At 54.9% G+C, this 25,826-nt stretch carries 27 protein-coding genes; 11 read left to right on the top strand and 16 right to left on the bottom strand.

What is annotated here, in order from left to right; genetic code table 11:
• Positions 1–28: 28 nt before the first annotated feature.
• Positions 29–1,015, bottom strand: a complete 987-nt coding sequence (locus TREPR_RS11115) for a tetratricopeptide repeat protein (protein ID WP_015708407.1) — start codon at positions 1,013–1,015, stop codon at positions 29–31.
• Between the two features lie 81 nt (positions 1,016–1,096).
• Here TREPR_RS11115 and rpe point away from each other — a divergent pair, with 81 nt between their 5' ends.
• From rpe to TREPR_RS11100, 3 genes are all read left to right on the top strand, one after another.
• Positions 1,097–1,747, top strand: a complete 651-nt coding sequence (rpe, locus tag TREPR_RS11110; protein ID WP_041611637.1) for a ribulose-phosphate 3-epimerase — start codon at positions 1,097–1,099, stop codon at positions 1,745–1,747.
• 85 nt (positions 1,748–1,832) lie between these two features.
• Complete coding sequence (locus TREPR_RS11105; RefSeq protein WP_041611157.1) at positions 1,833–2,855, top strand: tetratricopeptide repeat protein; 1,023 nt, start codon at positions 1,833–1,835, stop codon at positions 2,853–2,855.
• A gap of 5 nt (positions 2,856–2,860) precedes the next feature.
• Positions 2,861–3,991 (top strand): tetratricopeptide repeat protein, encoded by a 1,131-nt coding sequence (locus TREPR_RS11100; protein ID WP_015708405.1) that lies wholly within the window; start codon positions 2,861–2,863, stop codon positions 3,989–3,991.
• Positions 3,992–4,001: 10 nt separating this feature from the next.
• On the opposite strand, the gene prs is transcribed toward TREPR_RS11100, so the two are convergent.
• The 6 genes from prs to TREPR_RS11070 form a co-directional block, all read right to left on the bottom strand.
• Positions 4,002–5,102 (bottom strand): ribose-phosphate diphosphokinase, encoded by a 1,101-nt coding sequence (gene prs / locus TREPR_RS11095; RefSeq protein ID WP_015708404.1) that lies wholly within the window; start codon positions 5,100–5,102, stop codon positions 4,002–4,004.
• 131 nt (positions 5,103–5,233) lie between these two features.
• Positions 5,234–6,319, bottom strand: a complete 1,086-nt coding sequence (gene rlmN, locus TREPR_RS11090; protein ID WP_015708402.1) for a dual-specificity RNA methyltransferase RlmN — start codon at positions 6,317–6,319, stop codon at positions 5,234–5,236.
• Entirely contained in the window at positions 6,319–7,476 is a 1,158-nt protein-coding gene (locus TREPR_RS11085; RefSeq protein ID WP_015708401.1) for a tetratricopeptide repeat protein, read from the bottom strand. The genes rlmN and TREPR_RS11085 overlap by 1 nt, the downstream gene beginning before the upstream one ends.
• Positions 7,469–7,816, bottom strand: a complete 348-nt coding sequence (locus TREPR_RS11080) for a hypothetical protein (RefSeq protein WP_015708400.1) — start codon at positions 7,814–7,816, stop codon at positions 7,469–7,471. The genes TREPR_RS11085 and TREPR_RS11080 overlap by 8 nt, the downstream gene beginning before the upstream one ends.
• 63 nt (positions 7,817–7,879) lie before the next feature.
• Positions 7,880–8,410 (bottom strand): RsmD family RNA methyltransferase, encoded by a 531-nt coding sequence (locus TREPR_RS11075; RefSeq protein ID WP_015708399.1) that lies wholly within the window; start codon positions 8,408–8,410, stop codon positions 7,880–7,882.
• A gap of 9 nt (positions 8,411–8,419) precedes the next feature.
• The gene (locus TREPR_RS11070; protein WP_041611156.1) at positions 8,420–8,863 is read right to left on the bottom strand and encodes a hypothetical protein; all 444 of its coding nucleotides are present in this window, start codon (positions 8,861–8,863) and stop codon (positions 8,420–8,422) included.
• Positions 8,864–9,009: 146 nt separating this feature from the next.
• Between TREPR_RS11070 and TREPR_RS11065 the strand changes: the two genes are divergently transcribed.
• The 4 genes from TREPR_RS11065 to TREPR_RS11050 are packed head-to-tail and all read left to right on the top strand — an operon-like array spanning position 9,010 to position 12,151.
• Positions 9,010–9,381 (top strand): hypothetical protein, encoded by a 372-nt coding sequence (locus tag TREPR_RS11065; RefSeq protein ID WP_015708398.1) that lies wholly within the window; start codon positions 9,010–9,012, stop codon positions 9,379–9,381.
• Between the two features lie 21 nt (positions 9,382–9,402).
• Positions 9,403–10,746, top strand: coding sequence for a tRNA (N6-isopentenyl adenosine(37)-C2)-methylthiotransferase MiaB (gene miaB / locus TREPR_RS11060; RefSeq protein WP_015708397.1), 1,344 nt, complete (start codon positions 9,403–9,405; stop codon positions 10,744–10,746).
• A gap of 9 nt (positions 10,747–10,755) precedes the next feature.
• Positions 10,756–11,088, top strand: a complete 333-nt coding sequence (locus tag TREPR_RS11055) for a hypothetical protein (protein WP_015708396.1) — start codon at positions 10,756–10,758, stop codon at positions 11,086–11,088.
• Positions 11,075–12,151 carry an SPOR domain-containing protein gene (locus TREPR_RS11050; protein ID WP_041611636.1) on the top strand — a complete coding sequence of 359 codons (1,077 nt, stop codon included), beginning with the start codon at positions 11,075–11,077 and terminating at the stop codon, positions 12,149–12,151. Before TREPR_RS11055 ends, TREPR_RS11050 begins: the two co-directional genes overlap by 14 nt.
• Before the next feature lie 22 nt (positions 12,152–12,173).
• On the opposite strand, the gene TREPR_RS11045 is transcribed toward TREPR_RS11050, so the two are convergent.
• The 3 genes from TREPR_RS11045 to TREPR_RS11035 form a co-directional block, all read right to left on the bottom strand.
• The gene (locus TREPR_RS11045) at positions 12,174–12,686 is read right to left on the bottom strand and encodes a DinB family protein (RefSeq protein ID WP_015708394.1); all 513 of its coding nucleotides are present in this window, start codon (positions 12,684–12,686) and stop codon (positions 12,174–12,176) included.
• 73 nt (positions 12,687–12,759) lie between these two features.
• Positions 12,760–14,130: a hypothetical protein gene (locus TREPR_RS11040; protein ID WP_015708393.1), complete on the bottom strand. Its 1,371-nt coding sequence runs from the start codon at positions 14,128–14,130 to the stop codon at positions 12,760–12,762.
• Positions 14,127–15,380 carry a class I SAM-dependent RNA methyltransferase gene (locus TREPR_RS11035; protein WP_041611155.1) on the bottom strand — a complete coding sequence of 418 codons (1,254 nt, stop codon included), beginning with the start codon at positions 15,378–15,380 and terminating at the stop codon, positions 14,127–14,129. Before TREPR_RS11035 ends, TREPR_RS11040 begins: the two co-directional genes overlap by 4 nt.
• A gap of 58 nt (positions 15,381–15,438) precedes the next feature.
• Here TREPR_RS11035 and TREPR_RS11030 point away from each other — a divergent pair, with 58 nt between their 5' ends.
• The 3 genes from TREPR_RS11030 to TREPR_RS11020 are packed head-to-tail and all read left to right on the top strand — an operon-like array spanning position 15,439 to position 17,944.
• The gene (locus TREPR_RS11030; RefSeq protein WP_015708391.1) at positions 15,439–16,404 is read left to right on the top strand and encodes an alpha/beta hydrolase; all 966 of its coding nucleotides are present in this window, start codon (positions 15,439–15,441) and stop codon (positions 16,402–16,404) included.
• A 13-nt stretch (positions 16,405–16,417) separates the two neighbouring features.
• Positions 16,418–17,641, top strand: coding sequence for a polynucleotide adenylyltransferase PcnB (pcnB, locus tag TREPR_RS11025; RefSeq protein ID WP_015708390.1), 1,224 nt, complete (start codon positions 16,418–16,420; stop codon positions 17,639–17,641).
• A 24-nt stretch (positions 17,642–17,665) separates the two neighbouring features.
• Positions 17,666–17,944 (top strand): DUF4491 family protein, encoded by a 279-nt coding sequence (locus TREPR_RS11020; protein ID WP_041611154.1) that lies wholly within the window; start codon positions 17,666–17,668, stop codon positions 17,942–17,944.
• Between the two features lie 26 nt (positions 17,945–17,970).
• Here the strand turns inward: TREPR_RS11020 and TREPR_RS18645 are convergent, their stop codons facing one another.
• From TREPR_RS18645 to TREPR_RS18975, 6 genes are all read right to left on the bottom strand, one after another.
• On the bottom strand, positions 17,971–19,731 hold the full coding sequence (locus TREPR_RS18645; RefSeq protein WP_015708388.1) for a tetratricopeptide repeat protein: 1,761 nt from the start codon (positions 19,729–19,731) through the stop codon (positions 17,971–17,973).
• 16 nt (positions 19,732–19,747) lie between these two features.
• Complete coding sequence (locus TREPR_RS11010) at positions 19,748–20,611, bottom strand: hypothetical protein (protein WP_015708387.1); 864 nt, start codon at positions 20,609–20,611, stop codon at positions 19,748–19,750.
• A gap of 87 nt (positions 20,612–20,698) precedes the next feature.
• A complete protein-coding gene (locus TREPR_RS11005) occupies positions 20,699–21,799 on the bottom strand; it encodes a M24 family metallopeptidase (RefSeq protein ID WP_015708386.1) in 1,101 nt (366 codons plus the stop codon).
• Positions 21,800–21,920: 121 nt separating this feature from the next.
• Positions 21,921–23,891, bottom strand: a complete 1,971-nt coding sequence (locus TREPR_RS11000) for a bifunctional 2',3'-cyclic-nucleotide 2'-phosphodiesterase/3'-nucleotidase (RefSeq protein ID WP_015708385.1) — start codon at positions 23,889–23,891, stop codon at positions 21,921–21,923.
• Positions 23,892–23,916: 25 nt separating this feature from the next.
• The gene (locus TREPR_RS10995; protein ID WP_148257296.1) at positions 23,917–24,915 is read right to left on the bottom strand and encodes an RluA family pseudouridine synthase; all 999 of its coding nucleotides are present in this window, start codon (positions 24,913–24,915) and stop codon (positions 23,917–23,919) included.
• 382 nt (positions 24,916–25,297) lie between these two features.
• Positions 25,298–25,531 carry a hypothetical protein gene (locus TREPR_RS18975; RefSeq protein ID WP_245534845.1) on the bottom strand — a complete coding sequence of 78 codons (234 nt, stop codon included), beginning with the start codon at positions 25,529–25,531 and terminating at the stop codon, positions 25,298–25,300.
• Here TREPR_RS18975 and TREPR_RS10990 point away from each other — a divergent pair.
• Positions 25,419–25,796 (top strand): divergent PAP2 family protein, encoded by a 378-nt coding sequence (locus tag TREPR_RS10990; protein ID WP_245534830.1) that lies wholly within the window; start codon positions 25,419–25,421, stop codon positions 25,794–25,796. The genes TREPR_RS18975 and TREPR_RS10990 overlap by 113 nt on opposite strands.
• Positions 25,797–25,826: the final 30 nt, after the last annotated feature.

The following is a 25,826-nucleotide window of genomic DNA, read 5'->3' as shown; positions in this document are numbered from 1 at the left end:
AACTCCTCGCATTAACATGCTTCTCAAACTAACCCATATACCGTTCGTATATGGCCGGGTCTATAATTTTAATTTTCAGTAAGGTCTCTTCAATCTTCCCGGGATCTTCCTGAATATTTTCAAAGTGATCGATTAACCAAAAATACCGGTTAATCAGCCGGGGGGTGAGCAGGCTCAGATCCTCGTGACCCCCCCGGACAGTGTTTTCCAGGGCGAATATGGATTGTTTTAAGCGCCCCAGTTCAACCTGCTTTAATTCCCGCTTGACCGAAAATATGCCGTACAAGCATCCGTAAATGGGTATCCATTCCAGAAGCTCCCTGCCTTTATACCCCAGTTCTTTCACCCTGTCGGTCAGCCTGAGTATCATCTCTGATTCCATGGACCGGAGATCCACCTTCTGGGCATCCATAAAAAATGCCTCCCGGAACAGCGCCTTGGCGCTTCGGGTTTCCTCCATCAGGGCATTTACATCCGCCAGTTCCGACAGGGCCCCCCCGTCCTCCCTTTTGAACTTTACCGCCTGTTCCAGGTATTTCAGGGCCTCTTCGTAGTTCCCCACCCCCTTGTAACAGCGGCCTACCAGTAAGAGCAGCCCCGGATCATGCCGGTTTTTCCCGTCCCCCAGGATATCCTCGAAGGATTGCAGGGCGGTGGAAAAAACAAACCGCTTTATCGCATAGTGACAGGGATCGTATACCCTAGCATCTGAATTCCCCATACGATCCAGAAAACTATAAAAGGCGTCCCATTGAGAAAGGATGAAATCCCCCCTGGCATAGGTATCGCTTTGCTTTAATAGCGTCGAATCTTCGGTGACCCTGATACGGTCCAGCCACCATTGTATGCACTTCAGGGCGTATACCACCTCAGGGTTCTCAAAATCTATCTTTAGCGCTTCCTCCAGGGCCGTAATGGCCGAATCCGCATCAGAGGCTTTCAGGTTTTCATAGGCTTTCTGAATGAGCCTCTGTACAGACTGTTCTTCGTTCATGGCTTGTATAAATACCGGCATTCTGATAAAAATATCTTTCCCATTATACCATTTTTACGGTTCTTTACAAGAGGGGGCCCGGCACACTATTATCAGCGTATTATGGGTAAACCAATCATTGCACCCTCGGTGCTTTCCGCTGATTTTTCCGCCATGGCCCAGGCGGTGGCCCTTATCGGGCCATCCGGGGCAGAATGGGTCCATCTGGATGTGATGGACGGTGTTTTTGTCCCCAACCTGACCTTTGGCCCCAAATTGGTGGCGGATATCAGGCCCCATGCTTCGGAAATCTTTGATGTGCACCTTATGGTGCAAAACCCAGAGAATTTAGTGGGTGATTTTATTAAAGCCGGGGCGGATTATATCACTTTTCATGCGGAAGCGGCGGTCCATTCCCACCGCATACTCCAGATCATCCACGAAAAGGGAAAAAAAGCGGGGATCAGCATCGTGCCTGGCACGGCGGTTTCTGCCATAGAGCCCCTATTGCCCTTTATTGACCTGATTCTGGTGATGACCGTTAATCCCGGCTACGGGGGGCAGCCCCTGATCCCCGAATGTCTGGAAAAGGTCCGGACCCTGGTGCAGCTTAGGGCGGCGGGGAAGGGGAACTACCTTATCTCCGTGGACGGGGGCATTAATGAGGCTACCGCTGCTATGGCCCGTGAAGCGGGGGTGGACGTTATGGTGGCCGGTTCGGCGTTTTTTGGCGCCCAGGATAAGGCCGCCCTGGTCCGGTGCTTAAAGGGCTGATGGGCTTTAAAAAAACCTAATCGGGTTTCACCCTCAATCTCGATTTTCGGGATTTTTTGCCGATACTAGAAGAGGAATGTTCCCAATGAAACGCCGCCGATTTTTGTTTTTTCTCGCCGGTTTTGCCTTTTTATGGGGCATAGGGTGGGGTTCGGCTCAGGTTTACCCTTCCCGGCTGGAACTGGGGATCAATCTGTACCGGGCGGGAAGGTGGAGCGAAGCGGTCCTGGAACTACGCCGCTCCCAGATGGAGGCGGCTAACCCCGGACAGCTTGCGGAGATCCTGTACTGGACCGCTCTGACAGAATTTGCCCTGGGGGAATATGACGCATCCCTCAGGGACATAGACCAGTTGCAGCGCATCGCCCCGGTGGGGCTTAGGATTGATACAATCCTCTATTATAAAGGACGGATTCTCTATTATAAAAACCGCTACGATGAGGCGCTGAACCTGTTCAGGACTTATGGGGATATCCTGGATCGTACCGATACAGGAACCCGGGAAGGGCTTGCCAGGAAATCCCTGGTTTTCTACTGGATGGGGGAATGTTTTTTTGCCCTGAACCAGATCGACCGGGCGGGGATACTCTTTACCCGGGTGGTAAACACCAATCCTCGGAGTGAAAAATACGAAGCTGCCTCTTACCGTCTGGACATGATCAAACAAAATAAAATGCAAGTAGAACTTCTGGACATGCTGAAATGGAGCTACGACGAGTACCTGAAAACCGTGGAGGAATACCGACAGCGCGAAGATGCCTATGATCACACTATCAAAGCATACCAGCAGCAGGTGGATGATTTATTGAAAACTGCCAGCCGGATTCCGGAGGAAGTGAGCGTCGAATACCGGCGGCTTCTTGCGGATGCAGATTTGCGGATTAAGGACTTGGAGACCCGACTTTTGGGTCAGCAAACTGCTCCGGCGATCCAGGAAAGCGTGTTTGCCCCAGAGGTGGAAAGCCTCAGGCGCATCCGGGAGTTGAAGGCCGCAGCGGAGAAGCTGCGCGATGAGCTTTCCGCGGGAAGCTCCGCTGGAAGTTCCGCGGGGAGCTTGCCGACTAAAGTCGGTGCCGAAAGTTCCGGAAACGCCCCGGGGGCCCAGTGAAGTTTATGAAACTCGAACCTACCCTGACCAAGGCGGTACGTATGGTCAAGCGGGGAAAATACGGGGATGCCATTTCCCTGCTCCAGCCCGAAGTGGTCCGGTACCACGATTCGTACACCTATTACCTGATTTTGGGGGGCGCATGCCTGCGGGCGGGGGACCTGGGCGGGGGCTTTACCTACTTTAAGCGGGCCAGGGAGATCAAGATGCTGGAACCCCCGGCCCTGCTGGGCATGGCGCTCTACCACCTCCACCGGGGCGAGACCGAGAAGGCGGTGGACCTCTACCTGGAAGTGCAGGACCTGGAGCCCCGGAACCGGATCGCCAAAAAAGCCCTGGGGGTGCTGCGGAAGTACAGCGGCACCGATGCTCTCCAGGGCTGGATTGATTCGGGAAAACCCGCCTCCCTCTTCCCGCCCCTCCCGGAATTGCCCCCTACCCTGGGCAGCATCATTGCCCCCATCGCAGGAATACTGCTCACCCTGGTTCTGATCGGTGGCCTGCTGGTGAAATTGCAGGTCATTCCCCTGGGCAAAGCTGCGGAAACCGAACGGAGCGGCTATGAGGGCATAAGCCTGGAATCCGAGGACCGGGAAACGCCGGTCCAACCAGGGGGCAGTTACCGGTATATTCTGACCCGGAACCAGGTCCTGGATACCTACGAAGAGGCACGCAAATTGTTTACCGCCTACCGGGACGAGGCGGCCAAGCTTTCCCTGAACCGGCTCATAGAATCCAACGCTTCCGATGGGGTCAAAAACAAGGCCCGGCTGCTCCTTTCATATATGGATGTTCCCGGCTTTGACACCCTCAAGGATCGGTATCCATATTTGGAAGTACTCAAGGACCCGGCGCTGTACCGGAACTGTTATGTAATCTGGCGGGGAATGGCCGCCAACCTGGACGAACGGGAAAACGGCATGAGCTTTGAACTATTGGTAGGATACGACACCCGCACCACTCTGGAAGGAAGGGTCCCGGTGGTATTTGATTTTGCGGCGCCCCTCAACCTGGAGCGGCCCCTGGAAGTCCTGGGCCGGGTAATCCCCGTGTCCCTGCCCGGCGGGGAAGAGGACATACGCCTGGAAGGGATCGCCCTTCACCAGGCATCCTCCCTGGGCAACGGCCGACAATAAGAAGAATTTTCTAACTCTGATTAAACAGATATGGCGCCTTGAAATAAGCCTCTGCATTAAAGGGATCCATCAATTTGCTCAAGGAACTATCTGTAATAATGGTACTGATTACCTTGGCGGAAAGGCTCGTGGAGGGAACCACTTCCAGGTTGGGAATTTTTTCCTGGCCCTTGTACACCGTGTCGGTAACAATAATATGTTTCAGCAGCCCTTCCTCAAAAAGTGCGGAAAGCCGTTCCCCCGCAGGGGGGGAGAATACGGCGTGGGTAGAAATGATGTTGATTTCAGCGGGCTTAAAGGGCGTAAGGGCTCTGATGAGGCTGACTACGGAGCCGGCGGTGTCCACCATGTCGTCTACTATCCATAGCACCTTCCCTGCAATGGGTTCTGCCGAAAGGATATTGATCGATTCAATGGTATTGGACTTGGAATAATCCCGCTGCTTGTGGGCCACCACTAGGGGCGCCATAAAGGCATTGGCAAACTGCCGGCCCAGTTTTTCCCCCCCGGCGTCCACGGAACAGAAGGCCCAGTTGTTGCGCACCTCCCCCTGGAGGGTTTGCAAATCCCGGATATAGTTATCGCAGAGGTACTTCTTGAGTAAGGTCAGGGCAGGCATATCATCAATAAGGCAGATCGTGGGGTCCAGCATGGACCGGGATTTGTCCGAATGGAGCTGGTAGGTGATAATATGGTTGGTCCCCAGGGTTGCCAGCATCTTGAAGTGCACCCAGAGGCCCACGGAACTGCGGCGGGTGGTCCGGTCCGACCGGGAACAGGATACAAAGGGCTCAAACACGATGATCCGTTCCGCCTGGGACCGTTTCAGGGCGTCTATGGTGTGGTACAGCTCTATCTTTGCTTCTTCAACCCCGATACCCGCTTCATTTCTGGCGCAGTTGGTAAAGAGGACCACATCCCTGCCCCGGAGGGATTCCTTGACCGAAACTTCCATTTCCCCGTCGGCAAACAGGTCCGTTTTTAGGGCCTGGACGCCGTTAATTGAATCCGCATGGGAGGCAAAACTGGGAAATTTTGCCAAATCCTCCACAACTTTGGCGGCGTACTTTTTCATAGACCGGGTGGCGGCTATGACAAATTCATTCACCATTTTGGGTACCCCGCTTTCATAGGACTACTATAAAGGGGGATGCCTGGTTTTGCAAGGGTCAGTTTTAGGCGGGGAGATACGGGGGAAGATTTACCGTCAGAGCCTGGACCTGTTCTTTTCAAACAGATTTCTTAGCTTGTCTCGAATTCGCCTGGGTGGCCTGTAGGCAATTCCCCTAATTGCCCACAGGCTCCGGCTACAAGCCGGCCCTTGCGGTAGCGCCGGGTTACCTTGATCCCCCGCCGGGCCAGCTCCCGGGTAAAGCCGGCAATTTCCCCTGCCCCGGGCTCCCGCAGGGGCTTACCCCGGAATTCCAGCCCCTCCACGGGGTTCCAGGGTATGAGGTTCACCACCGCGTCCAGCCCATGGGCAAAGTCTGCCAGGGCGGCGCTGTCCTCTTTCCGGGTATTGACGCCTCCCAGCAGGACCGCCTCCAGGGTAATGCGCCGGCCCTGCTTTGCCTGGTAGTATTGCAGGGCGCTTTTCAGGGCCGGGAGGGAATTGGTCCGGGCTATGGGCATGAGTTCTTCCCGCAGTGCCGGATCCGCCGTGGTCAGGGAAACTGCCAGGCGCAGATCCGGCCCCTGGTCGGCCAATTCCTGAATGCCCCGGATTATGCCGCTGGTGGAAAGGGTTATGCGCCGTTTTGAAAGGCCGATTCCTTCACTATCCGTGAGTATATCCAGGGCTTTCCGGAGTTCCTCCAGGTTGAGCAGGGGCTCCCCCATGCCCATGATGACCACATTGGCAATGTCCGGACTTACAGAGCGGATAGCGAGGAACTGTTCCACAATCTCCGAGGCTTCCAGGTTGCGGAGGAAACCCAGGGACCCGGTTTTACAAAACACGCAGCCCACGGGACAGCCTGCCTGGGTAGAGAGGCAGGCTGTTTGCCGGCCCTCGCCGTCCCGGAGCAGTACCGCCTCAATACCCGCGCCGTCCGCCAGGCCTATCTTGAGTTTTACCGTCCCGTCGGGATCATCCAGCCTGGCGGCAATAACACTGCTCCTGAGGGTATACCCGGCGGCAAGCTTTTCCCGCAGGTCCAGAGAAAGGTCGGTCATGTCGGCAAAGCTTTGGGCGCCCCTGGCTATCCAACGGAAGATCTGGCGGGCCCGGAACGGGGGCAGGGGGGTGAGGAATTTTTCCAGCTCTTCCAGGGGCAGCCCCGAAAGGGCTGGTTTATCCTGAGTAAGGGGTTTTTCGTCCGGCGCCATCAGGGCCTGAGTTTGTCCAGCAGTTCTGTGACAAACAGGTTCCGTATTCCGAATTTCTGGAATGCCCCCAGAATTTCAATGGCCTGATTTCTGTCGCCCCGTTTCACCCAACAGTCCGCTAATTCTACATAGAGTCGGTAGTTCTTCGGGTCCTGCTGGATGAGCCGGCGCAGGGATTCGATGGATTCCTCGTATTTGCCCTGGGCTTTGGAGACCACCGATAGTCCCAGCACTGCGTAGGTATCGAATTCGATGTTAAGAGCCCGGCGGTAATAGTCTACCGCCTTCTCAAAATCGTTCAGGTTCCGGTAGGCGTCCCCGGCCCGGGTGAGGATCACCTTGTTCCGGGGGTCCTGCTCCAGGATGCGGTTCCAGTAATCCAGGGAACGGTATTGCTGGTTTAAGCCCCGGTAGCAGTCCGCCAGGCCGAAGAGGGCGTAAAAATTACCGGGGTCCCGATGCATGGCCTTCTCAAAGTAGGGGATACCGCTTTCAAAGGTCTTGAGCTTCCGGTGGCAGTTCCCTATGGAGGTCAGCACCCGGATATCCACCCCTTCCTTGTTGTACTCTACCATCTTTTCCCAGTAGAACAGGGCGTCCCGGTATTCCTTAAAATCGTAGTGCAGATGTCCCAGGCCGATGATGGCGTAGGGATTATGCTCTTCCATATCCAGAACCCGGAGGTAAACTTCCTTAGAATGTTTGAAATCCCGTACCTTGCGGTAAGCGTCGGCCACCCGGGTAAGGACGGTGATGTTTTTATCGTCGTGAAGCAGGTACTGTTCCCAGATTTCTATGGCCTTATGGTACTGGTTCAGGGCCTTATAGCAATCAGCCAGGCCGAATAGGGCATAATTTTTTCCCGGGTGATGGGCCAGGCAGCGCCGATAGTACTCCACCGCATCATGGAAGGAGCCCCGTTTGCGGGTAGCGTCCCCCATGCCTACCAGGGCATAGTTGTTGTTCTCATCAACCATCAGGATCTTGCCAAAACTGTCTATGGCATCGGCAATCCTGTTCTCTTTTAAAAATTGGTAGCCCTTCTTGGACAGCTCGGATATTTCCGAAACTTCCTGGTTGAAAGCTTCTGAAACGGAAAGCTCCGGCCTGGCTTCACTAAGAAGCTCCGCCGGAATCTGTTTTACTTCATCACTCATCAGAACGAACCTCTTCTTCGTGTATTAGCTGCTGTATTACAACGGACAATCGCTGGACAATCGGTTCTGCCTTGTGTTTGTCCGGGGCCATCCAGTACATGCGCAGGGCATCCAGATCCCTGCCCTGGGACTTATAATAGTCCCCGACCCTGGATAAGCCGTCGGAATACCCGGTGGTGAGAAAGATCCGTCTGGCCCCTTCAATATCACCGGAGTTATACAGAACATTACCTTTGCGATTCAGTGCAGCCTTCTGGCTGCCGTCCATAGAGGGTCTTGCGATGGTTTTTATAAACCCGTTTTGCCCCTCAAAACGACCGAATACTTTTTTATAATCCATCTTAACCCTGATCAAAATATACTAATATAGTAATATTATTTACCACATTTCCAAAAAATACAACTAAAATTTCATGAAAAAATCCACAACCGATCGGCCGTAGACCCGGGAACTTTCAAATGTAAGCCCCTGAGGGGGGGAATCGTAAGCATCTTCCCGGGGACGGTGGATAAGCAGCCGGGAACCCGGCCCCATCAGAGGGGAAGCCGCTATGGAAGCCGCCAGTTCCCACTTAAATTTATACGGGAAGGGGGGATCGCAGAAAATAATATCGAATTGTTTTTTAGCCCGCTTCACATAGAGCTCCGCTGCCATAAAGTGGCATTGCACCCGGGTCGGGGCCATGGAGACATTCTGAATCAGGGTTTTCCGCTTTTGGCTGTCCATCTCCACCACCTCCACCGGGTTTGCCCCCCGGGAAACCGCTTCCAGGGCGATAATCCCTGAGCCGGAAAAAATGTCCAGAAATGACTGCCCGGTCAGGTCTCCCAGGACGGCAAAAACCGATTCCCGCATCCGGTCCATGGCGGGCCGTATCACCCCCGGGGGGACTTCCACCTGCCTGCCAACCAGAAAGCCACCGGTGATCCTCATGGCTTTCTGCTAAAAATCCCTGAGCAGTTCATTGAGTTCATCGGAGCTGACCACCGGCTCAGAAGAGGGGGTTTCGCCGGTGCTGATATGGTCTTCTACGGTTTTCCGCCGTTCCAGGGAATGTTCCCTCAGTATGGCGATCTTATCCTGGAGCACTGGGTAGGAGGAAACCGATATGGTACCCGGCCCGTTGGCAAGGTCCCAGAGGGTGGAGAGAAACTGCTGTTCAGTTTCGTAGAGGTTATAGAATTGCTCATTCCGTTCAATGAGCCGGGTATTGTCGATGAGGTTCCGTAAAAGCAAAGCCAGGGCGGCGTCGATAAAGTCTACATCCGTCAGGGTTTTATCCAGAAAAATATCCGGATCCGTGTCCAGGATAAGCAAATCCCGAATCATCCGTATCCGGGTATTGAGGATGAATATATTATCTTCAAAGTTAATGCGTTTACCCATACTTATTAATAAACTATCGGCATATTATGGCGGATTATGAATAATTCTCAGGTTAACAAAAGTGGCTCAGGGAATTACCGGATTTAATAGGGTATTCCTTGAAGATTTTTCCGGGTATATGTATATTGAATGGTAAGGGGAAAGCCATGAATGATTTGTTACCCGGTAATGAAAACTATCCGTCCACCAATACCCTGGCAAAGCAGGGCATGACCGCTGTGGGCGGAATCGTAGGGGGGGCGGTTCTTATGATCATGCGGGCCCTGCCTCCGGTTCTGGGAATTATTGCCGGGCTTGTGGTGGGGATACTCGGTATCGGGGGCATTATCTCCAAGGATAAGGATGACCGAAAGTTCGGCCTTCTGGCGACGGTGGCCGGGGGGCTTTCTATCCTGTCCCGGATCGGCATCATCCGCCCCCTGGCGGGGACATTGCTGAGTATAAGCGCCCTGGGGATGCTGGTGGTGGGCGCCTGGAGCGGTATCAAATTTTTTAAGGGACTGAAACGCCGGTCTTAAGACCGTTATCAAGGGCGGCCTGTGACCTACTTTTTTGAAACCTACGGATGTCAGATGAATACTGCCGAGTCCGCAGCCCTGATCCTGGTGCTCCGGGAGCGGGGTTGGTCCGCAGCGGAAAACGGGGAGGGGGCCGACCTGGTGCTCCTCAACACCTGCTCGGTGCGGCAGACCGCGGAACAGCGGGTTTTAGGCCGGCTGGCCCATTATCATGCTTTAAAGAAAAAGCGTTCTATTGGCGGAAACCCCTTCACTTTGATCCTAGCGGGCTGTATGGCCCAGCGACTGGGGGAGGCCCTGAAGGAACAGGGGGCGGTGGATTATGTGATGGGTACCGGGGGCCGTTCGGTTTTTCCCTTTATCCTGGAAATCCTGGAAAGGGCGCTTCCCGGGGAAAAGCCTCTGCTCACGGAACTTGATCTGCTTGAGGAAAAGCCTGCCTTTTCCTTTTCGCCCTTTCATCTGGAAGAGGAAGGGCCGGAACAAAATTTTCGCAGTTTTGTTCCCATCATGCATGGCTGCAACAATTACTGTTCCTACTGCATCGTCCCCTATGTCCGGGGCCGGGAAATTTCCCGCAGCCCTGCTTCCATTGCCGAAGAAATTCATTTGCTGGCAGAACGAGGGGTCCGGGAGATCACCCTTCTTGGGCAGAATGTCAACTCCTACCGCTTTGAGGATGCCCTGGATTTTCCCGGCCTCCTGGAACTGGTTGCCCGGGAAACCGCAGGCACACCCATACGCTGGGTCCGCTTCCTGTCTAGCCACCCCAAGGACCTTTCCTCCCGAGCCATACAGGTGATGGCGGAAAACCCCGTGTTTTGCCGGCACCTCCACCTCTGTGTCCAGCATGGCTCCAATGCCATTCTTTCCGCCATGAACCGCCGCTATACTCGGGAACGCTACCTGGAACTGGTTGCCGAAATCCGGGAGGCCATGCCGGACATTACCCTGTCCACGGATATCCTGGTGGGCTTCCCCGGAGAAACCGAGGAAGACCTGGAGCTTACCCTGGACCTGATGGAGCGGGTCAAATTCCTCTATGCCTATACCTACCACTACAATCCCCGGGAAGGAACCGCAGCATACGCCTTGCCGGACCGTATCGGGGAGGAACTCAAACGAAAGCGCCTAAGCCGGGTCATGGCCCTTCAAAAGAAACACACCCAGGAACTGCTGAAAGCCCGGGTCGGTTCCCGTGAGCAGGTATTAATTGAAGGAATTTCCCGAAAAAATGCCGATGAATTAATAGCCCGTACTGAACGGGACGAAATGGTTGTGGTCCCCGGCGACCCGCGGACTATCGGAAGTTTTACCGAGTTGACCCTTTCGTCATTGCGGGGGAATACCTTCCGCGCTAAATAGGAGTTAACTATGCCTTGGAGATTGATTGGTCTGGTCCTGATCCTGGTGATTTTTCTTGTTTTTATCGGTTTGAACCTGGATAACCGCTGCGATATTTCCTTCGGGTTTTCTACCCTGCCGGCGGTTCCGGTGTATCTTCCCATTTTTGCTTCCTTTGTTTTCGGTCTGCTTTGTTCTATTCCCTTCGCAGTTTCTATGGAGCTGAGACGGGCTAAAAAGAATAAGGAGGCAAAGGCCGGTGAGTTTCCGGTTTTTGATATTCCCGGTATGCCCCCGCCAAAAAAGCGGGGCAAGGGCGCTCCGGGGGATTTTCCCAATGGCGGACCTTATGGCATTGATTGATATTTCCCGGGCGTTCCGTTCCCGGTCCTTCCTGTTTATGCCCCTCTTCTTTGTCCTTGCGGGGGGGCTCCACGGGCAAAGTGCGGATATTCCGGTGAAGCTTTCCCTGGAACAGGAGATTCGGACTATTGAATGGAAACTGGCCGATTCTGCCCGGAGTGGCGCTGAAAGGCGGGAGGCCTATATAGAGCTGGCCCGGCTCCAGAGGCTTTCGGGAAATATCGATGCCTCTGCCCGGGCCTGGCTTGAAGCTGTCCGGGCAGATCCGGAAAACCGGGACCATGCCAGTTCCCTGGAATCCGCCCTCTGCTTCCTCACCCTGGGGGAGTATGAGGCCGCCGAAGACGCCCTGCAGGGGATCCTTGGTTCGGCCAGCGACCTGGTCGCCAGCGATAATGTCGCTGGCGATCAGGTTTTACTCCGTGATGCCCGGTATATCGCTGCTCAGATCGATGTGTTCCGCACCGGAAACCCCATCACCCTGTACGCCCTTCTGGGAAACCCGGAATTTATGGATTTCAGGCCGGCTATTTACTATACTTTCTGGCGCATTTTCTCCGCACCGGGTTACAAGGCTCAGATACTTTCGGAATTTCCCAACAGCCCTGAGGCACGGATCCTGGAAAGTGAAGAGGCCCTTGCCTCAGGCAGTAATACTGCGAATAGCGGACCTGCGGGTCCCAACAGTATTGCTGTTTCTGTTTACCCCCGGCCCCTGTGGTTTTTCTTTCCGGGCCGGGAAAACGCCGTGATCAGCGCATCCGTCCCGGTGCGTTCCGCTCCGCTTGCCCAACCCTCTCAGGCTTATAGCGCCCCGGCTGCCCCTAACCGGGCCGGAAATTCCAGCGGTGTTAAGGCCCTGCAAACCGGCCTTTTCAGCAGGGAGGAAAACGCCCAAGCCATGGTGTCCCGGCTTGCTGCCAGGGGATTTACCGGGGGGGTCACACAAAAACTGGTAAACGGCATCACCTACTGGGCGGTGACCATTTCCCCGGGGGAAAATCCTAACCAGACCATTTTACGACTTAAAGACGCGGGCTTCGAATCCTTTCCGGTGTTCTAAGCCCCCGGCCTTGAAGTCTCTCTTACAAAAATTTTACGCCTATGCCGGAGAAGTCGTTGTCGATCTTCATCTCATCCAGTATCTGGGATATCGCCCCCTGGTGATGCACCGCATGTACCAGGAGCTGGCTCAGCATGAAGGACAGGGGAACCATGTCGCCGCTGAACCACTTGGCATGGATTTTCAGATCCTCATCGCTTAGGGCGCTGAGAAAATCAACCAGCGCCTGGTCGGCCTTTTCGCTGAACGCCTTAAGCTCCTTCCACTGAGCTTCGGTTAGAATCCCCTCGGGAAGAGCCTTGGCATCAGGCAAGGGAACCAATTTCGCCTTGGAGTTCCCGGGTAGGGATGATTGCAGGGTCCCCAGGAAGAAGCCCTGAGCTCCGGTTACGTGCCGGAAAAGCCCGGAAAGGCTCTTGTAGTAGCTTCCCCGGTCCTTTTCCCGCTCATCATTGGAAAGCCCGTCCAGCAGGGCAGCAATTTTCTTGTCCTTGTCCTGAAGGTACTTCGCGTACATTAGAAAAGTCTGTTTCATTGTGGTCTCCTCGGGGCTTAGTATAGCCCATGATGGGGGGCGGGCGCTATACCGGTACATGGGGCGGGGGGATCTAAATTTCTTCCGAAGCCTGGTATGTCAGGGCCCCGGTTTCAACCACGAAGGTTTTGACCAGTAGGCGGCGCTGGTTGCCGGACCCGACTAGCGCGCAGGTGATCACTATCCGGCAGCCAAGCATCCTGCCGATGGAGATAGCCGCTTCATCGCTGAGTTCCCCGGGATGTTCCGCCCGGCGCAGACTGAGCTTCCCGCGATCCGCCATGGTTAACCCCACGGTCCTGGCTAATCCGGCGCTCAGCTCTTCAACGATATAGTCGCTGAGCTGCTGGTCGGCGGAATCGGTGTTCAGAACAGCAATAGTGCTGTTCCAGGGAAGCTGGGTTTGCAAAGCCTCCAATACCTTTCTGATAGCGTTGGTTGTCGGTCCTCCCACCAAGGGGGAGTTAAACTTTTCCTCCGCCTCCCGGGCTTCAGCCAGGGTCCTTTTCATCCGCTCCAGTTCCGTTCCCGCCCTGGGGTTTCCTGTCTCTTTCACAAGCCGGCCCATCAGCTCAAGGGCTTCCCCGTGATTCCCCAGGGCTTCTGCAAGGATCGCCGCGTTAAATCCGGCGGCAAAGTTGCCTGAGTCTTGGTAAACTTCTTTATAGATAGTAAAGGCGGAACGGTAATGGCGGGCCTTAGCCTGGGAATTGGCTTCCTTCATCCGGGGGTCCCGGGCCTTATCCTTTTCCAGGGTCCTGTTTTCTTTTTCCTTCCAGGGGGCAATATCCTTGCCCAGGGTTTTTGTTAGATCCGCGATAATCGACCTTGCCACATCCCGTTCATGGGGAACCTTATTCCTTGAATCTTCCCAAACACCCTCATCGGAACCTTCCCGGCTAATCTGGCCGATAACGGACCCATCCCGGGTCCGGGTCAGCCTGAAAACATAGCTCAGGGTTAGTTCCTGCTTGTACTGGGTTACCTTATAGCTCAGCCCGCGGGCATTTACCCGTTCATCCTGCCGGGTATTCACCGCTGCTTCATACCTGGTGAGTTCCCCTGAAATGACCGCATCCGCAAAGTTAGCGATACTGCCCCCAGAACTTCCAGCGTAGCTTCCCGCGGAACTTCCAGCGTAGCTTCCCGCGGAACTTCCAGCGTAGCTTCCCGCGGAATTTCGGACCCTACTAAATTCTTCCCAGGAAACCAGGGTAAATACTTTTGTAGCAAGAACCGCCTCATTTATCAGGTTGGTTAAGTCCCGGGCAATTTGAGCCGCCCCGGTTTCGCCGGGGTCAAAGGGTTCCACCGCAAGCCGCTCAATGCCGCCAGTATCCAGGGTGGGAAGCCGGGTTACCTCCACCGGGATGGTGGTTGCGCAGCCGGCCATAATTAGCAGCCAGAGGAAAACGCTTGAAACCGGAAATTTTTTAAGTATCATCCCTTCCTAAACACCGCCAGGCTTTCAATGTGCGCAGTCTGGGGGTAGAAATCGTAGCCCCGCAGCATTTCCAGCCGGTACCCCCCGGCTAATAATTCCCCGCAGTCCCGGGCCAGGGTTCCGGGATCGCAGGAAACGTAGGCCAGTACCGGTGGGCCTTTTTCGGCCAGGGCCCGGCGCAGTGCCGGGGACAGGCCCTGCCGGGGCGGGTCCGCCACCATGAAGCCGTAGCTGCTGTCCATGGTACAGCCCTTTGCCCAGAGATCACCAGTTTGGGCGAATAGCCGCCCATCCTGGCCGCGAATATTTTCCCGGGCCAGGACTATGGCCTCGGGGTTTTCCTCCACCAGATCGATACGGGGGAATTGTTCCCCCAGGAAGGCTGCGAAGGTACCCACCCCGCAGTACAGGTCCGCCATGGGAAGGGTCCGGTCTGTTGTACCGGCGATTTGGGCCAGATCCCCAATGAGCCGTTCCAACATGCCGCAGTTGCTCTGGAAAAACACCCCGGCGTCCATGCGCAGTTCCTTTCCCAGCAGGGTTACCGTGCCCCGGCTTTGGGCCTTTCCCCGGATAGTTCCTTCGCTCAAAAGGGTGGTTTCAAATGAAAAGACGGTAAACCGGTCCTTTGCCGGGGGCGGAAGGATGGCGCCTTCCTGCAAGGCCGAAGCTATCCCCGGATCGGCCACCGGGCAGCGGTCAACCGGGATGATATCGCCGCTTTTCCGGCCCATAAAGCCCAACCGGTTTTGCGCGGGGAACTGCGTTGCAAGAGGCGCGGGGAACTGCGTTGCAAGTAGTCCGGAATGTGTCCCGGCCCGGTGATTTTTTGCCTGAGGGCGATTTTGGAGAATACAATGCAATTGCATCCGGTTCCGGTAGTTCCAGGGCGGGGAGGGGATAAAGTCGAAAGCAGGTGGTAGGGTAATACCCCCGATGTGCTTGAAGGCGTCCTGAAGTATGAGCGCCTTTTCCGCGACCTGGGTCTTATAGTTCAGGTGCTGGAGGGAGCAGCCCCCGCAGGTTCCGTAGAGGGGGCAGGCCGGGCTGGCCCTGAGCGGTGAAGCCTCGGACAGTTCCAGGAGTTCCGCCCGGGCCCAACTGCGCTTGTCTTCTATAATCCGCCCTACAGCCAGGTCCCCGGGGGCGGTAAAATCCATAAAAACCCGTTTTCCCTGGAAATTCAGGACACCCGCTCCGCCTGAGCTTATATGTTCGACCAGAGAAGTAAAGATTTCACCCATTGCCATTTATGGGATATTATATCAATATTGTAAGATATAATAGTATAGGGAATACATAACTTATATGGCTCAAGAGATCTTAAAAAATACCAGTTGGACAAATACCGATGACGGTACACGGCTTTTTACCAGGCGTTGGATGTCCTCCCGTTCTCCCCGGGCGACCGTGCTTATTGTGCATGGTATGGCGGAGCATTCTCGCCGGTATGAGCCCCTGGCATTGCGCCTGGCTGAAGCCGGGTTTGAGTCCTGGGCGGCAGATGCCCGGGGGCACGGCCTGACTGCGGACCGTACAGTGAACGATCCCGGTAAGGGCGGCCTCCTGGGGCATTGCGCGGATAAACAGGGGTTCCGCCGGGTGGTAGCTGACCTTGATATCCTGGTGGATACTATCAAGCAGGCCCGGCCGGAGCTTCCACTGTTCATCCTGGGCCATTCCTGGGGTTCCTTCCTTACCCAGAGCTACATTGAAGCCCATGGGGACCGGCTTGCGGGGTGTCTGCTTTCAGGAACCAGAGGCCCCGGGGGCTTGAAATATGCATTTGGTGCTTCTGTGATGGGGCTTATCGCCGCTTTCAAGGGCAGCCGCAGGGGTTCAAAGCTGGCCTTCGCCCTAGGGGACGGCCCCTACAATAATCCCTTTAAACCCAACCGCACCCCTTTTGACTGGCTTTCCCGGGATGAATCACAGGTGGACGCCTTTGCTGCGGATCCCCTTTGCGGCAACCTCTGCTCTTCCGGGTTTTACCGGGATCTGACGGATGGGCTGAACAGGACACACCGGCGGGAGGCCATGGAAGGGATACCCCGGAATTTGCCTATCTATGTGTTTTGCGGCAGCGCCGACCCGGTGGGGGATATGGGGGAAAGCCCTACCGCCCTGGTGAACGGCTATAGGGCTATGGGAATTAAGGATCTGGAATTCGTGGTTTACCCCGATGCCCGGCATGAACTATTAAACGAGACCAACCGGGAGGAAGTGATGTCCAGTGTGCTTGACTGGCTTACCCGGCATTGCAAGGAATATTGATAAGGAGGGACCTTTGCGCATCCGATATGGGGCGGAACAGGACGGCAAACCGGTTAAGAAAGCTATTGTTTACACCCAGAATGAACATGGTATTAACTTTTCCGATGTGGACAGCGATGCGGTAAATATTACCTCCCGTTTGCGGGCTAACGGCTTTGAAACGTATATAGTCGGCGGGGCGGTCCGGGACCTGATGCTGGGCAAGAAACCCAAGGATTTTGATATCGTCAGTGATGCCACCCCCAGCAGGATCAAAAAGATATTCCGCAACGCCCGGGTCATAGGCCGCCGTTTCCGGCTGGTCCATGTGTACTTTGGCCCTAAAATTTTCGAGGTCTGCACCTTCCGTTCCCTCAAGGACGGTCCTACCAGCAATACCTATGGTACCATTGAAGAGGATGTGCTGCGCCGGGATTTTTCTCTGAACGCCCTTTTTTACGATCCCGGGAAACAGGTTGTGGTGGACTATGTGGGGGGTATGAAGGACATACGGGAAAAACGTATACGCCCCATTATTCCCCTGTCCTTTATTTTTAAGGACGATCCAGTGCGGATGATCCGGGCGGTAAAGTACGCCGCCACTACGGGTTTCAAACTCCCCCTGACCCTGCGCTGGACGATAAAAAAACAGGCCCATCTCCTGGCCCCCATATCCCCCTCGCGGCTTACCGAGGAGATTTTCAAGATACTCCATTCCCCCAGCGCTGCGGTGATTACCGAAAGCCTGGAATCCTTCGGCCTCTACGAGTACCTTCAGCCCAACCTTTCCCGGTTGATGAAGGAAAATGAACTATTTCGCTCCCGGTATCTGAAGGGCCTTTCTGATCTGAACCAGGATGGTGAGGCCAAACCCGGGGAAGCCATGGCTGCCCTGATTCGGGATTACCTGACCGACTTTGTGGACTGGGATGCGGGGCTCACGGAAAACTACAAGATCGCCTTTTTGGCCGCCCGGCAGTTTGTGCTCCCCATGAACCCCCCCCGGATTGAACTGGACCAGGCAGTCAGGCTCATCTTCAATGAGCACGGTCAGACCATCAAGAAAAAACGCCTCTTTGAACGGGGTAAGCCCCGGATGGCTGAGCGGGAAGCCGTTGTCGAAGCGGATTTTCCCGGCCCCCTCGTCCCAGCGGCGGCCCTTTCCCCGTCTGCCGAACCGATGAGGAAACGCCGCCGCAGACACCGGTCCCGCAGTAATACTGCGCCCAAGCCGGATTCGGGGAACAGCGGGGAATAAAGCCTGCAATGTGAGGAAATTTACGTGTCGTTATATGGGATAATTGTTGGCTTCGTCTCGTTTATGATAATCGGCCTGTTTCATCCTCTTATTATATATGGCGAATACCATTTTGGGGTAAAAATTTGGCCGGCCTTTCTTATAGCCGGAATTATATTATGTACAATTTCATTGCTCGTTAAAAATATACTAATCAGTTCTATCTTGGGGATCATTGCCTTTTGCTGTTTCTGGAGTATTAACGAATTATTCCACCAGCGCAAAAGGGTTGAACGGGGATGGTTCCCCAAGAAACCTGAGTAAAACAGAGAAGAAGGCGGCAAGTTGACCTAAGGCCGCAGCTGTCCGATTAGTTTCCCTGTCTTTTCTCTGTACCGGTCCGGCGCTGCTTCCGCCGCCTGTTCCAGCCAGCCTATGCCTTCGGCATTGCGGCCTGCGGATATTGCGTTGAGCCCCAGGGCGTAGCGGACCAAGGCCGGGTCAACGCCGTATTCCAGGGCGGCATTGAACAGCTCTCCGGCCTTTGCGAAGTCCCTGTCATTATAGGCCAAAAGTCCCAGGTAGTAGCAGGGAACGCCTTGGTCCTCCTTTATTGCCCGGGCTTCAGTAAAATTTAGCTCCGCAGCTTTACGGTCTCCGGAGGAATAGGCTTTCTGCCCGGCGACTAACAGTTCTGTCAGGGTTTTGCGGGAAGCAAGATAATTCCGGTAGTCCGCAGCAAAGGTGTCGTAGCCGGTCCAGAGGGTCAGCCGCTTTTCCACCGCCTGGGCATTCTCACCGGCCCCGGCTGTGGGGGAAAGGACCATGAAGACTTCGGCCAGGGTGCGGAAATAGTTTTCATCACTGTTATTCACCAGGAAGGAAGCCAAGGCCCAGGAGGCGGCCTGGAAGGGGCCTGTTATTTCAGGGGGATATTCTCCGGTATCCGCCAGGAGCAGGGTCTTCGGTTCCGGAGCCTGGTCGCCTAAGCTTTTTACCATGTCCAGCCAGGAAAGGTTTTCATCAAACTTTAACAGCTTTGTTGCGGGATCGAATTTCAGGGTGCTGAAAAAAATCCCGAACCCTTCCCGCATCCAGGCGGGCGGGCGGGGGATAAAGGCCCTGAGGTACTGGATAAAGGCCTGGTGGGCAAGAAAGGTCTGCAAGGTATCCCCGGAGTCCGAGGCTCCATTGAACGCCGCTCGGTTAATCACCAGTTCCCGCTTGGTTTCCTGGTTGTAGTGGATATATACCGCCCCTTCCGGTACCATATGCAGCTTGGTGTTTACATAGTCTTCGTAGGCTGCATTATCCCCAATGGCCCTGATCAACAGGGGGCCGGTTATGGCGGCCGGGTCAAAATGGAAGAGCTGGGTATAGATATTGAAACGCTGTTCAAATTCATCTAATAGTAATGCTGCGTCTTTCTCATCCCCGTCATACACCAGGGTATAAAACTTTCCCCGGAGTGTAGGCTGGTCCGGTTCCGCCGGAATATACGCCGGTACAGGGGTCGGCCTATCCGCGGGTTCCGCAAAAACCGGCGATGGGGCAGACTGGGTAGGGGAGGCCTGTCTGGGAGCGGGGGCCGGATCAAACGGCGGCGTTGCGGGGGGCGTAACCGGAGCGGGAGCAAGCTGAGCGGGCGCCTGAGGGGTGGGAGCAGGCGCCGGTGTGGCGGGAGCAACCGGGGTTGGCGTGGCGGGGGCGTAGGGGTCAACAAAATCCGGGGGCTCCTCTATTACCATGTTCCAGTCATATTCAGAGTCGTCCCAGGCATAATCAAAATCCTGGGCCTGGGTTGGCGCCGCTATCGGAGCCGGTGCAGCAGGGGAGGGCGCCGCTTGTCTGGGGGGCGGGGATGGCGCAACCGGTGCGGGAGGCGCTGCTGCCGGGGCGGGCGCAGTTTGCATGGGGGCCGGGGAAGGGGCCGGAGCTGCCTGAGTTGGCACCTGAGTGGCGGGGGCGTAGGGGTCTACAAAATCCGGGGGTTCCTCTATTTCCGTGTCCCAGTCATAGTCAAGGTCGTCCCAAGCATAATCAAAATCCTGGGCCGACAGTATCCCTGTTAGTCCAAAAAGCACCAATGCCGCAGCAATACTTTTTTTCATCAAATCCTCCCATTCTCTAAGCCCCGCCGCTCTGGATAAATTTATCAATAATGATGTTAACCTCTTCAATCAAAATCCCCGTATACCGCTCAATGTTATCAATAATATATTGCTGCAGCTCATGAATATTTCCCCCTAACTGGGTCCCATAGGGCACATCAATGGTAATTACCAGCCGGTATCCTGCTTCGTCATCTTTCACTACTATTTTTTTAATTCTGATGTTCTGATTATACTCATCCACGCAGTGGATTACCATCTGGCTCAGGGCCGTCTCGGAGATGATCACTTTTCCCCGTTTTGAATACTCAGGCCGTACCACCGATTTTTCATGCACCCCCGTACCCGGGGCGCCGCCCTTCCGGTGTTTGAATATCCTGATGGCATCGTAAAAAATATTGGGGTAGTTCCGCTTTACCTCAATGGAGGGCACGGGAATTACATGTTTTCCTTCGATCTTTCGGGTCCGTATGGCCCGTTCAATTTCTTCCTGGGTGGCGATATCCTCAATCTTGATGATCTTGCTGATAGCGGGCAATTGGAGCCGGGTGGCGATCTTATTTACCATTTTTTCAGAGGTTCCCAGAATAAGTATCTTCTTGGTTTTTTCAGTCTGGAGCTTCCTGGCCACCTCGTCCCGCTGCCCCTTCTCGTCAAAAAGGGCCACCTTTACTGCGGCCATAAAGGTCTTTTCCTTTTTGGCTGAATGACCTGCCAGGATACGGTTATCCCGGATCAGGAGCCCGTCGTCGATGATATACTCGATCCCGTATTTTTCTGCCACAAGCTTGGCCCGGAAACTCTTTCCGGTCCCGCTTTCTCCAATGAGGGCGAAGATGCGGATTCTCCGTAGGGGCAGGAACAGAAAATCAAGGATCATGAGCTTATTATAGGGGGCAGGAGCGCGTTCTTACAAGGGCCGCGGGGATTTAAGCTTTCAGGTTTATCCCGGTCCCCTCTTGGCTCATTATAATTCCATAAAAGTAAGGGGGAATTCTGTCAGCCGTTCCGCCCCGTTCTGCCCTATAAAAAGGATATCCTCTATCCTAACGCCGAATTTTCCCGGCAGGTATATCCCCGGTTCATCGGAAAAGCTCATCCCCGCTTTTATGGGTAGGGTATTGCCCCGTACCATATAGGGGTCTTCGTGAATATCCAACCCCAGGCCATGCCCCAAACGGTGGGTAAAAAATTCCCCATACCCCGCCTGGTCTATCACTCCCCGGGCGGCAGCATCCACCGTTTCACAGGGCGCTTCGGGCTTGGCTGCTTGAAAAGCGGCTTGGTTTGCCCTAAGCACGGTTTCATACACTTCTTTAAATTTCCCGTCAGCCTTGCCGATTACCGGGGTCCGGGTCATATCCGCCTGGTAGCCCAGGTATACCCCCCCGAAGTCGATAATCACCGGATCTCCTTTCTTGATGATCCGGTCCCCGGTAGAATGGTGGGGGCTTTCTCCGCTGGGGCCTGAAGCCACTATTGGACCCCAGGATGCCTTTTTAAGCCCCTCCCGGGTGCAGAATTCGGTAAGTTTTACCGCCGCTTCCTTTTCGGTACGCCCCTCAAGGCCCCATTTGTAGAGTTCCCCCAATGCCCTGCCGGCCTTGAGTTGGGCCTCCTTGAGGCAGCGGTACTCTTCCTCATCTTTGCACATTCGCATGGGGGAGATAATCCGGGATGCAAGATCCCAGCGATATGAGGGGAGCCGTTCCTGTATCTTGATGAGGGTTTCCGCCCACATACGGTTATCTATTGCGGCGGTTCCGGCTTTTTCCTTTATAAAAGAAACAAGGATTCCATGGGGATCATCCCCATCGGTATGGGCCCGGCATTCCGCCAGATCCGCCAGTTCCGGATTGATACGGTTCTTTTCAAAACCAGGGTAGAGAAAAAAAGCATCATCATGGGTCAGGATAAAACAGGTCAGCCGTTCAGAGATATGCCCGAAAAAGCCAGTAAGGTAATATAAATCAGAACCCGGACCTAGGAGCAAGGAACTAATCCCTTGCTCCTGCATTGTTTTCCTTACCCCTTCCCATCGTTTCCGGTATATATCAAGTGTACTCATTTTAGTCTCCCTACCTTTAATCATCAGGGGGATTTAAGTTTCCTGTCAAGACGGATGGGTGCCGCAAGTCGGAGCTCTGTCAGCTCCGACTTGCGGCATTTCCGGGAAATCCGGGTAGCGCTTAGGGCTGTATCCGGTAAATCCCGTAACCCGCTTCGTTAGTTCCTTCGTAGCTAATACCCGGAAGCAGGAAATCCTGGGCCTGGGGGGAACTGAGGAAAAGCAGGGGACCTGAGCCCGAGGGCAGGGCCAGGGACCAGTTGTCGTCCCATTGGGGGACTATTTCCTGTTTAAGCTCCATATATTTCAGGATAACCTGGCGGCTTTCATCCGGTGAAGCGAGGATGATCTTTGCAGGGCCGACGTTGGGGAAGTTGCCGCCCCCGTAGGACCGATAGTTATTGGAAACCACCGCAAATTCCTGGGCTGGGTCGATGGGTTTATCCTGGAAACGGAGATCTTTGATCCGTTCTGAAGCCTGATCCCGCATACTGCCGTTGGGGTTGTACCGGGCCGGCTGGGTGATATCGATTTTGTAGCTGACGCCGTCGATAACATCGAAGAGGTAGGTGGGGAAGTCGTCATTGATAAGGTATTGGGCTTCCTGAGAACGGGGATTGACCTGATTGAACTGGCCTGCGCTCATTTCCAGCCATTCCTTGACCTCCGCGCCGTTTAGTTTCAGGATGACCACGGTATTTGAATACACGTAGAGGTCGGCAATGTTTTTAATCGCCAGGGGGCCGGCGGGTATATTGGTATAGTACTTGGGCCCCTGCCTGCCGCCGGCCTTGAAGGGAGCCGCTGCGGAAAGGATGGGCAGGGCAGCGTATTCAGTTCCCGCCAACACCTCACGGGCATAGTAGATTTGGGCCTCATTGATGATCTGTACCGTATAATCATCCCGCACCACGGAGAAGAAACTGTTTAAGGGGGCGGTAAGGCTGCCGCCGGCGGTGGCGCCTCCCTCTTCGGAACCCACCGGGGACCGTATGTAGGCCAGGACCGCCTCATGTTCCTTCGCCAAAAGGCTGCTTAAACCGCTGTCCGCAGGGTAATTGCTCTTTTTAGCCGCCGCATCGTAGAGGGGCAGCAGCCGGGAACCCCCGTCTTCCCGCTTCCAGGTACCGTCCTGCCGGGTAAGGCGCAGGTTGACAAGCCCCAGGGTGTCGGCAAAACTGCCGGGCATGACCGTGGGGATACCGTTAACCGTCCCCTTTTCAATATCCGCCCCCGCAAGGCTGGTATAGGCTGAACTGGGGAATTTCTGGTGCACGTGGCCGGTGATAAGCACATCCACCCCGGGAATTTCACTGATATAGTAGCCGAAGTTTTCTTCGCCCCCCTTATGGGGAAAGTCCACCAGCCCCGAATGGGCCAAAACTACGATGATATCCGCCCCGGCTGCCTTGATTTCCGGTATATACCGTTTCGCCGTTTCATAGCCGTCCCGGGTTTCTACCTTGCCCTGGAGCAGGGAACCGTCCCAGGTTATAATCTGGGGGGGAGTGAGTCCCAGGACCCCTATCTTGATACGCTGGCGTTTACCCGCCGTATCCAGGAAAGTCCGGTTCAGGATGGCATAGGGGCGGAAATAGGGCTCCTCGGTACCGGCCTTTACCACATTGGCGCATACCACGGGGAACTTGGCCCCCTTGATAACCGTATCCAGGTAGGGCAGGCCGAAGTTAAATTCATGGTTCCCCGTGGTCATAGCGTCGGTTTTCAGCGCGTTGAGCAGGGTCATGATGGGGCTGATGGCCCCCTTTTGGGGTGGGTTCTTTGACAGGTATTCCCCAAAGGGGTTCCCCTGGATAAAGTCGCCGTTATCAAAATAGAGCACATTGGGATTGGTTTTCCGCTCCTCAATCATGGCCGACGCAAGCCGGACCAGCCCGTTTTGTTCCGTGGGCAAATCGGTAAAGTAGTCATAATCCAAATAGTAATTATGGATATCCGAACTTGCAAAAATGGCAATATCCACCGTGGAACTGCCGCCTCCGCCTCCAGTACTTGCGCAGCCTGCCAAAAATACCAGCAGTACCGCCAGCAGGGAACTTACCGTCCGCCTTGCCTTGTTTTTTACGTTCATATAGCTTCTCCTCGTTCTTTTGCGCTCATTTTTTAGTATTGCAGCCTATACTGTCAAGCACCCCTTCTCCGAACAGCTCCCGTATGCGCCGTCTGAAATTTTCCGGCAGCGGCGCCTCCAGATGATGGGGCATTTCCGGTAAGGCTTTCTGCCCAGCCAGGGGCTCAGCCTCTTCCGGCAATTCCAGCTTCCAGGCGTGGAGCAGAAGCCCGACTTGCTCTGGCCTACCGCCGTATTTGCGGTCCCCAGCCAGGGGGTGGCCCCGGGCAGCGGCCTGGGCGCGGATCTGGTGGGTCCTGCCGGTGTCCAATTCCAGTATAACCAGGGTATAACCACCCTTTGCAGCCAGGGGAAAGGACCGGGTCCGGGCAATACGCCCTGTTTCGGGGCCGGCGTTCCCGGCGGCTTCTGGGGCGGTGAAGCTTTTCCGGCTTTCCCGGTCTCTGATCAGGACATCCTCCCAGGTTTCGTCCCTTTCCAGAACCCCCTCCAATAGGGCAAGGTATTGCTTCCGTATGTTCCGTTCCTGAAACAAACCACTGAAATACCGGGCGCCTTCCAGGCTTTTTGAGAAAAGGATGATCCCGCTGGTGGGCTTGTCCAGCCGGTGGAGGGGCCCGGGTTTAAAGGAAAGGGATGGGGGGAGTTTATCCGCCAGGTAAACCTGTACCCGGGTTTCCAGGCTTTCCGGGCCGTGGGCTGCCAAGCCTGCGGGCTTATTCAGGGCCAGGAACTCCGGCCCTTCCCAGAGTATGTCCAGGTCCGGCAATGATTCCCCGCTTTTCGTCTCCCTGCCCGGTGCCTGAGGGTTGGCGTTTGCTTTTTCGTCCCGTATCTGTATCACCGAGCCGGCCCGTATCCGGTCAGCGGCCTTCCCTGGGGTGCCGTTTACCAGAACCCGCCCCTTGCGTAAAAGCCGGTGGACCGCCGAGAGGGGCATATCCGGCAGGGCCTTACGCAAAATACGGTCCAGCCGGCGATCATCATCGTCAGCAGCAGCTGTCAGGGTCAGAAAAGGAAGCATAAGAAAATATACCCCCCCAGGAACATAAAAACCAGAGCCATCAGCAATTCCCAGGTATTCCTTACCGTTGAAATAGCAGCCCTTTATGTTAGGTATACAGGGATAGAGGCAAGCCCCTAAACAAACAAAACGCAATACCTGTTTTCTATATTGACCCAAGCCTCCGGGAGGGGCGGGGATGTTCCTGGGGGCGTCTATGGAATTCCCAAAAACTCGCTTGCGCGAGGGAGGTAGCAGACCCGCAAAGCGGGGCTGACGGAGGCGGACTCAACATGTTGGTGCTTGCATCCCCGTCCCTCCCGGAGAATGAGCCACTATTCGTTAAATAGACTCTGGCATTACTGCATTACCATATTGACAAATTCCCTTTCCTAGGGAATTGTTAATCAATAATGTCTTTGGCAATGTCAGTACGGACCGACTCGATTGAGTTTTTTGTCGAAAGTCCCATTTTTTTATCCGCCGTTACCAGTTGGTTCTTAGCCCAGATGGTCAAGGCTGTGGTGTTGTTGCTTAAGACAAAAAAAAGAAACGGCAGGGAACTGTTGGAAACCATAATCTGGCGCACCGGGGGTATGCCCTCAAGCCATGCGTCTATGGTATCCGCAATGACCACATCAATAGCTATTATAGAAGGAGTACGTTCCAACCTGTTTGCGGTGTCCTTTTTTATGTCCCTCATCGTTATGAGGGATGCCATGGGGGTTCGCCGTTCATCGGGTATGCAGGCTAAATCCCTCAACAATTTGGGGCATAGTATGGAGGACCGACTGGGCATTGAGTACCATGCGGTCAAAGAGGTACAGGGGCACGCCCCTCTGGAAGTGGTTGTTGGGGCGCTTTTGGGTATATTTATTGCTGCGGCATACGCTTTTCTGTAGGTTTTTCGGTTCATGTCTTTTCTAAAATCG

The sequence above is a fragment of the Treponema primitia ZAS-2 genome (assembly GCF_000214375.1).
Lineage (GTDB): Bacteria > Spirochaetota > Spirochaetia > Treponematales > Breznakiellaceae > Termitinema > Termitinema primitia.
The sequence above is the reverse complement of the archived record's forward strand: the minus strand, read 5'-3'. Positions and strand labels throughout refer to the sequence as shown.

Excerpts from the sequence above, each read along its gene's own strand:
- rlmN (WP_015708402.1), bottom strand. The coding sequence starts at position 6,319 with ATGGCGCCGGACGAAAAACCCCTTACTCAGGATAAACCAGCCCTTTCG.
- TREPR_RS11010 (WP_015708387.1), bottom strand. The coding sequence starts at position 20,611 with ATGATCCTTGATTTTCTGTTCCTGCCCCTACGGAGAATCCGCATCTTC.
- TREPR_RS11040 (WP_015708393.1), bottom strand. The coding sequence starts at position 14,130 with ATGATACTTAAAAAATTTCCGGTTTCAAGCGTTTTCCTCTGGCTGCTA.
- TREPR_RS11070 (WP_041611156.1), bottom strand. The coding sequence starts at position 8,863 with ATGGGTAAACGCATTAACTTTGAAGATAATATATTCATCCTCAATACC.
- TREPR_RS11055 (WP_015708396.1), top strand. The coding sequence starts at position 10,756 with ATGCCTTGGAGATTGATTGGTCTGGTCCTGATCCTGGTGATTTTTCTT.
- TREPR_RS11045 (WP_015708394.1), bottom strand. The coding sequence starts at position 12,686 with ATGAAACAGACTTTTCTAATGTACGCGAAGTACCTTCAGGACAAGGAC.
- TREPR_RS11065 (WP_015708398.1), top strand. The coding sequence starts at position 9,010 with ATGAATGATTTGTTACCCGGTAATGAAAACTATCCGTCCACCAATACC.
- TREPR_RS11050 (WP_041611636.1), top strand. The coding sequence starts at position 11,075 with ATGGCATTGATTGATATTTCCCGGGCGTTCCGTTCCCGGTCCTTCCTG.
- TREPR_RS11085 (WP_015708401.1), bottom strand. The coding sequence starts at position 7,476 with ATGAGTGATGAAGTAAAACAGATTCCGGCGGAGCTTCTTAGTGAAGCC.
- TREPR_RS11005 (WP_015708386.1), bottom strand. The coding sequence starts at position 21,799 with ATGAGTACACTTGATATATACCGGAAACGATGGGAAGGGGTAAGGAAA.
- rpe (WP_041611637.1), top strand. The coding sequence starts at position 1,097 with ATGGGTAAACCAATCATTGCACCCTCGGTGCTTTCCGCTGATTTTTCC.
- TREPR_RS11105 (WP_041611157.1), top strand. The coding sequence starts at position 1,833 with ATGAAACGCCGCCGATTTTTGTTTTTTCTCGCCGGTTTTGCCTTTTTA.
- TREPR_RS10995 (WP_148257296.1), bottom strand. The coding sequence starts at position 24,915 with ATGCTTCCTTTTCTGACCCTGACAGCTGCTGCTGACGATGATGATCGC.
- TREPR_RS11035 (WP_041611155.1), bottom strand. The coding sequence starts at position 15,380 with ATGGCAATGGGTGAAATCTTTACTTCTCTGGTCGAACATATAAGCTCA.
- TREPR_RS11100 (WP_015708405.1), top strand. The coding sequence starts at position 2,861 with ATGAAACTCGAACCTACCCTGACCAAGGCGGTACGTATGGTCAAGCGG.
- TREPR_RS11030 (WP_015708391.1), top strand. The coding sequence starts at position 15,439 with ATGGCTCAAGAGATCTTAAAAAATACCAGTTGGACAAATACCGATGAC.
- TREPR_RS11000 (WP_015708385.1), bottom strand. The coding sequence starts at position 23,891 with ATGAACGTAAAAAACAAGGCAAGGCGGACGGTAAGTTCCCTGCTGGCG.
- TREPR_RS11075 (WP_015708399.1), bottom strand. The coding sequence starts at position 8,410 with ATGAGGATCACCGGTGGCTTTCTGGTTGGCAGGCAGGTGGAAGTCCCC.
- prs (WP_015708404.1), bottom strand. The coding sequence starts at position 5,102 with ATGGTGAATGAATTTGTCATAGCCGCCACCCGGTCTATGAAAAAGTAC.
- TREPR_RS11115 (WP_015708407.1), bottom strand. The coding sequence starts at position 1,015 with ATGCCGGTATTTATACAAGCCATGAACGAAGAACAGTCTGTACAGAGG.
- TREPR_RS18645 (WP_015708388.1), bottom strand. The coding sequence starts at position 19,731 with ATGAAAAAAAGTATTGCTGCGGCATTGGTGCTTTTTGGACTAACAGGG.
- TREPR_RS11080 (WP_015708400.1), bottom strand. The coding sequence starts at position 7,816 with ATGGATTATAAAAAAGTATTCGGTCGTTTTGAGGGGCAAAACGGGTTT.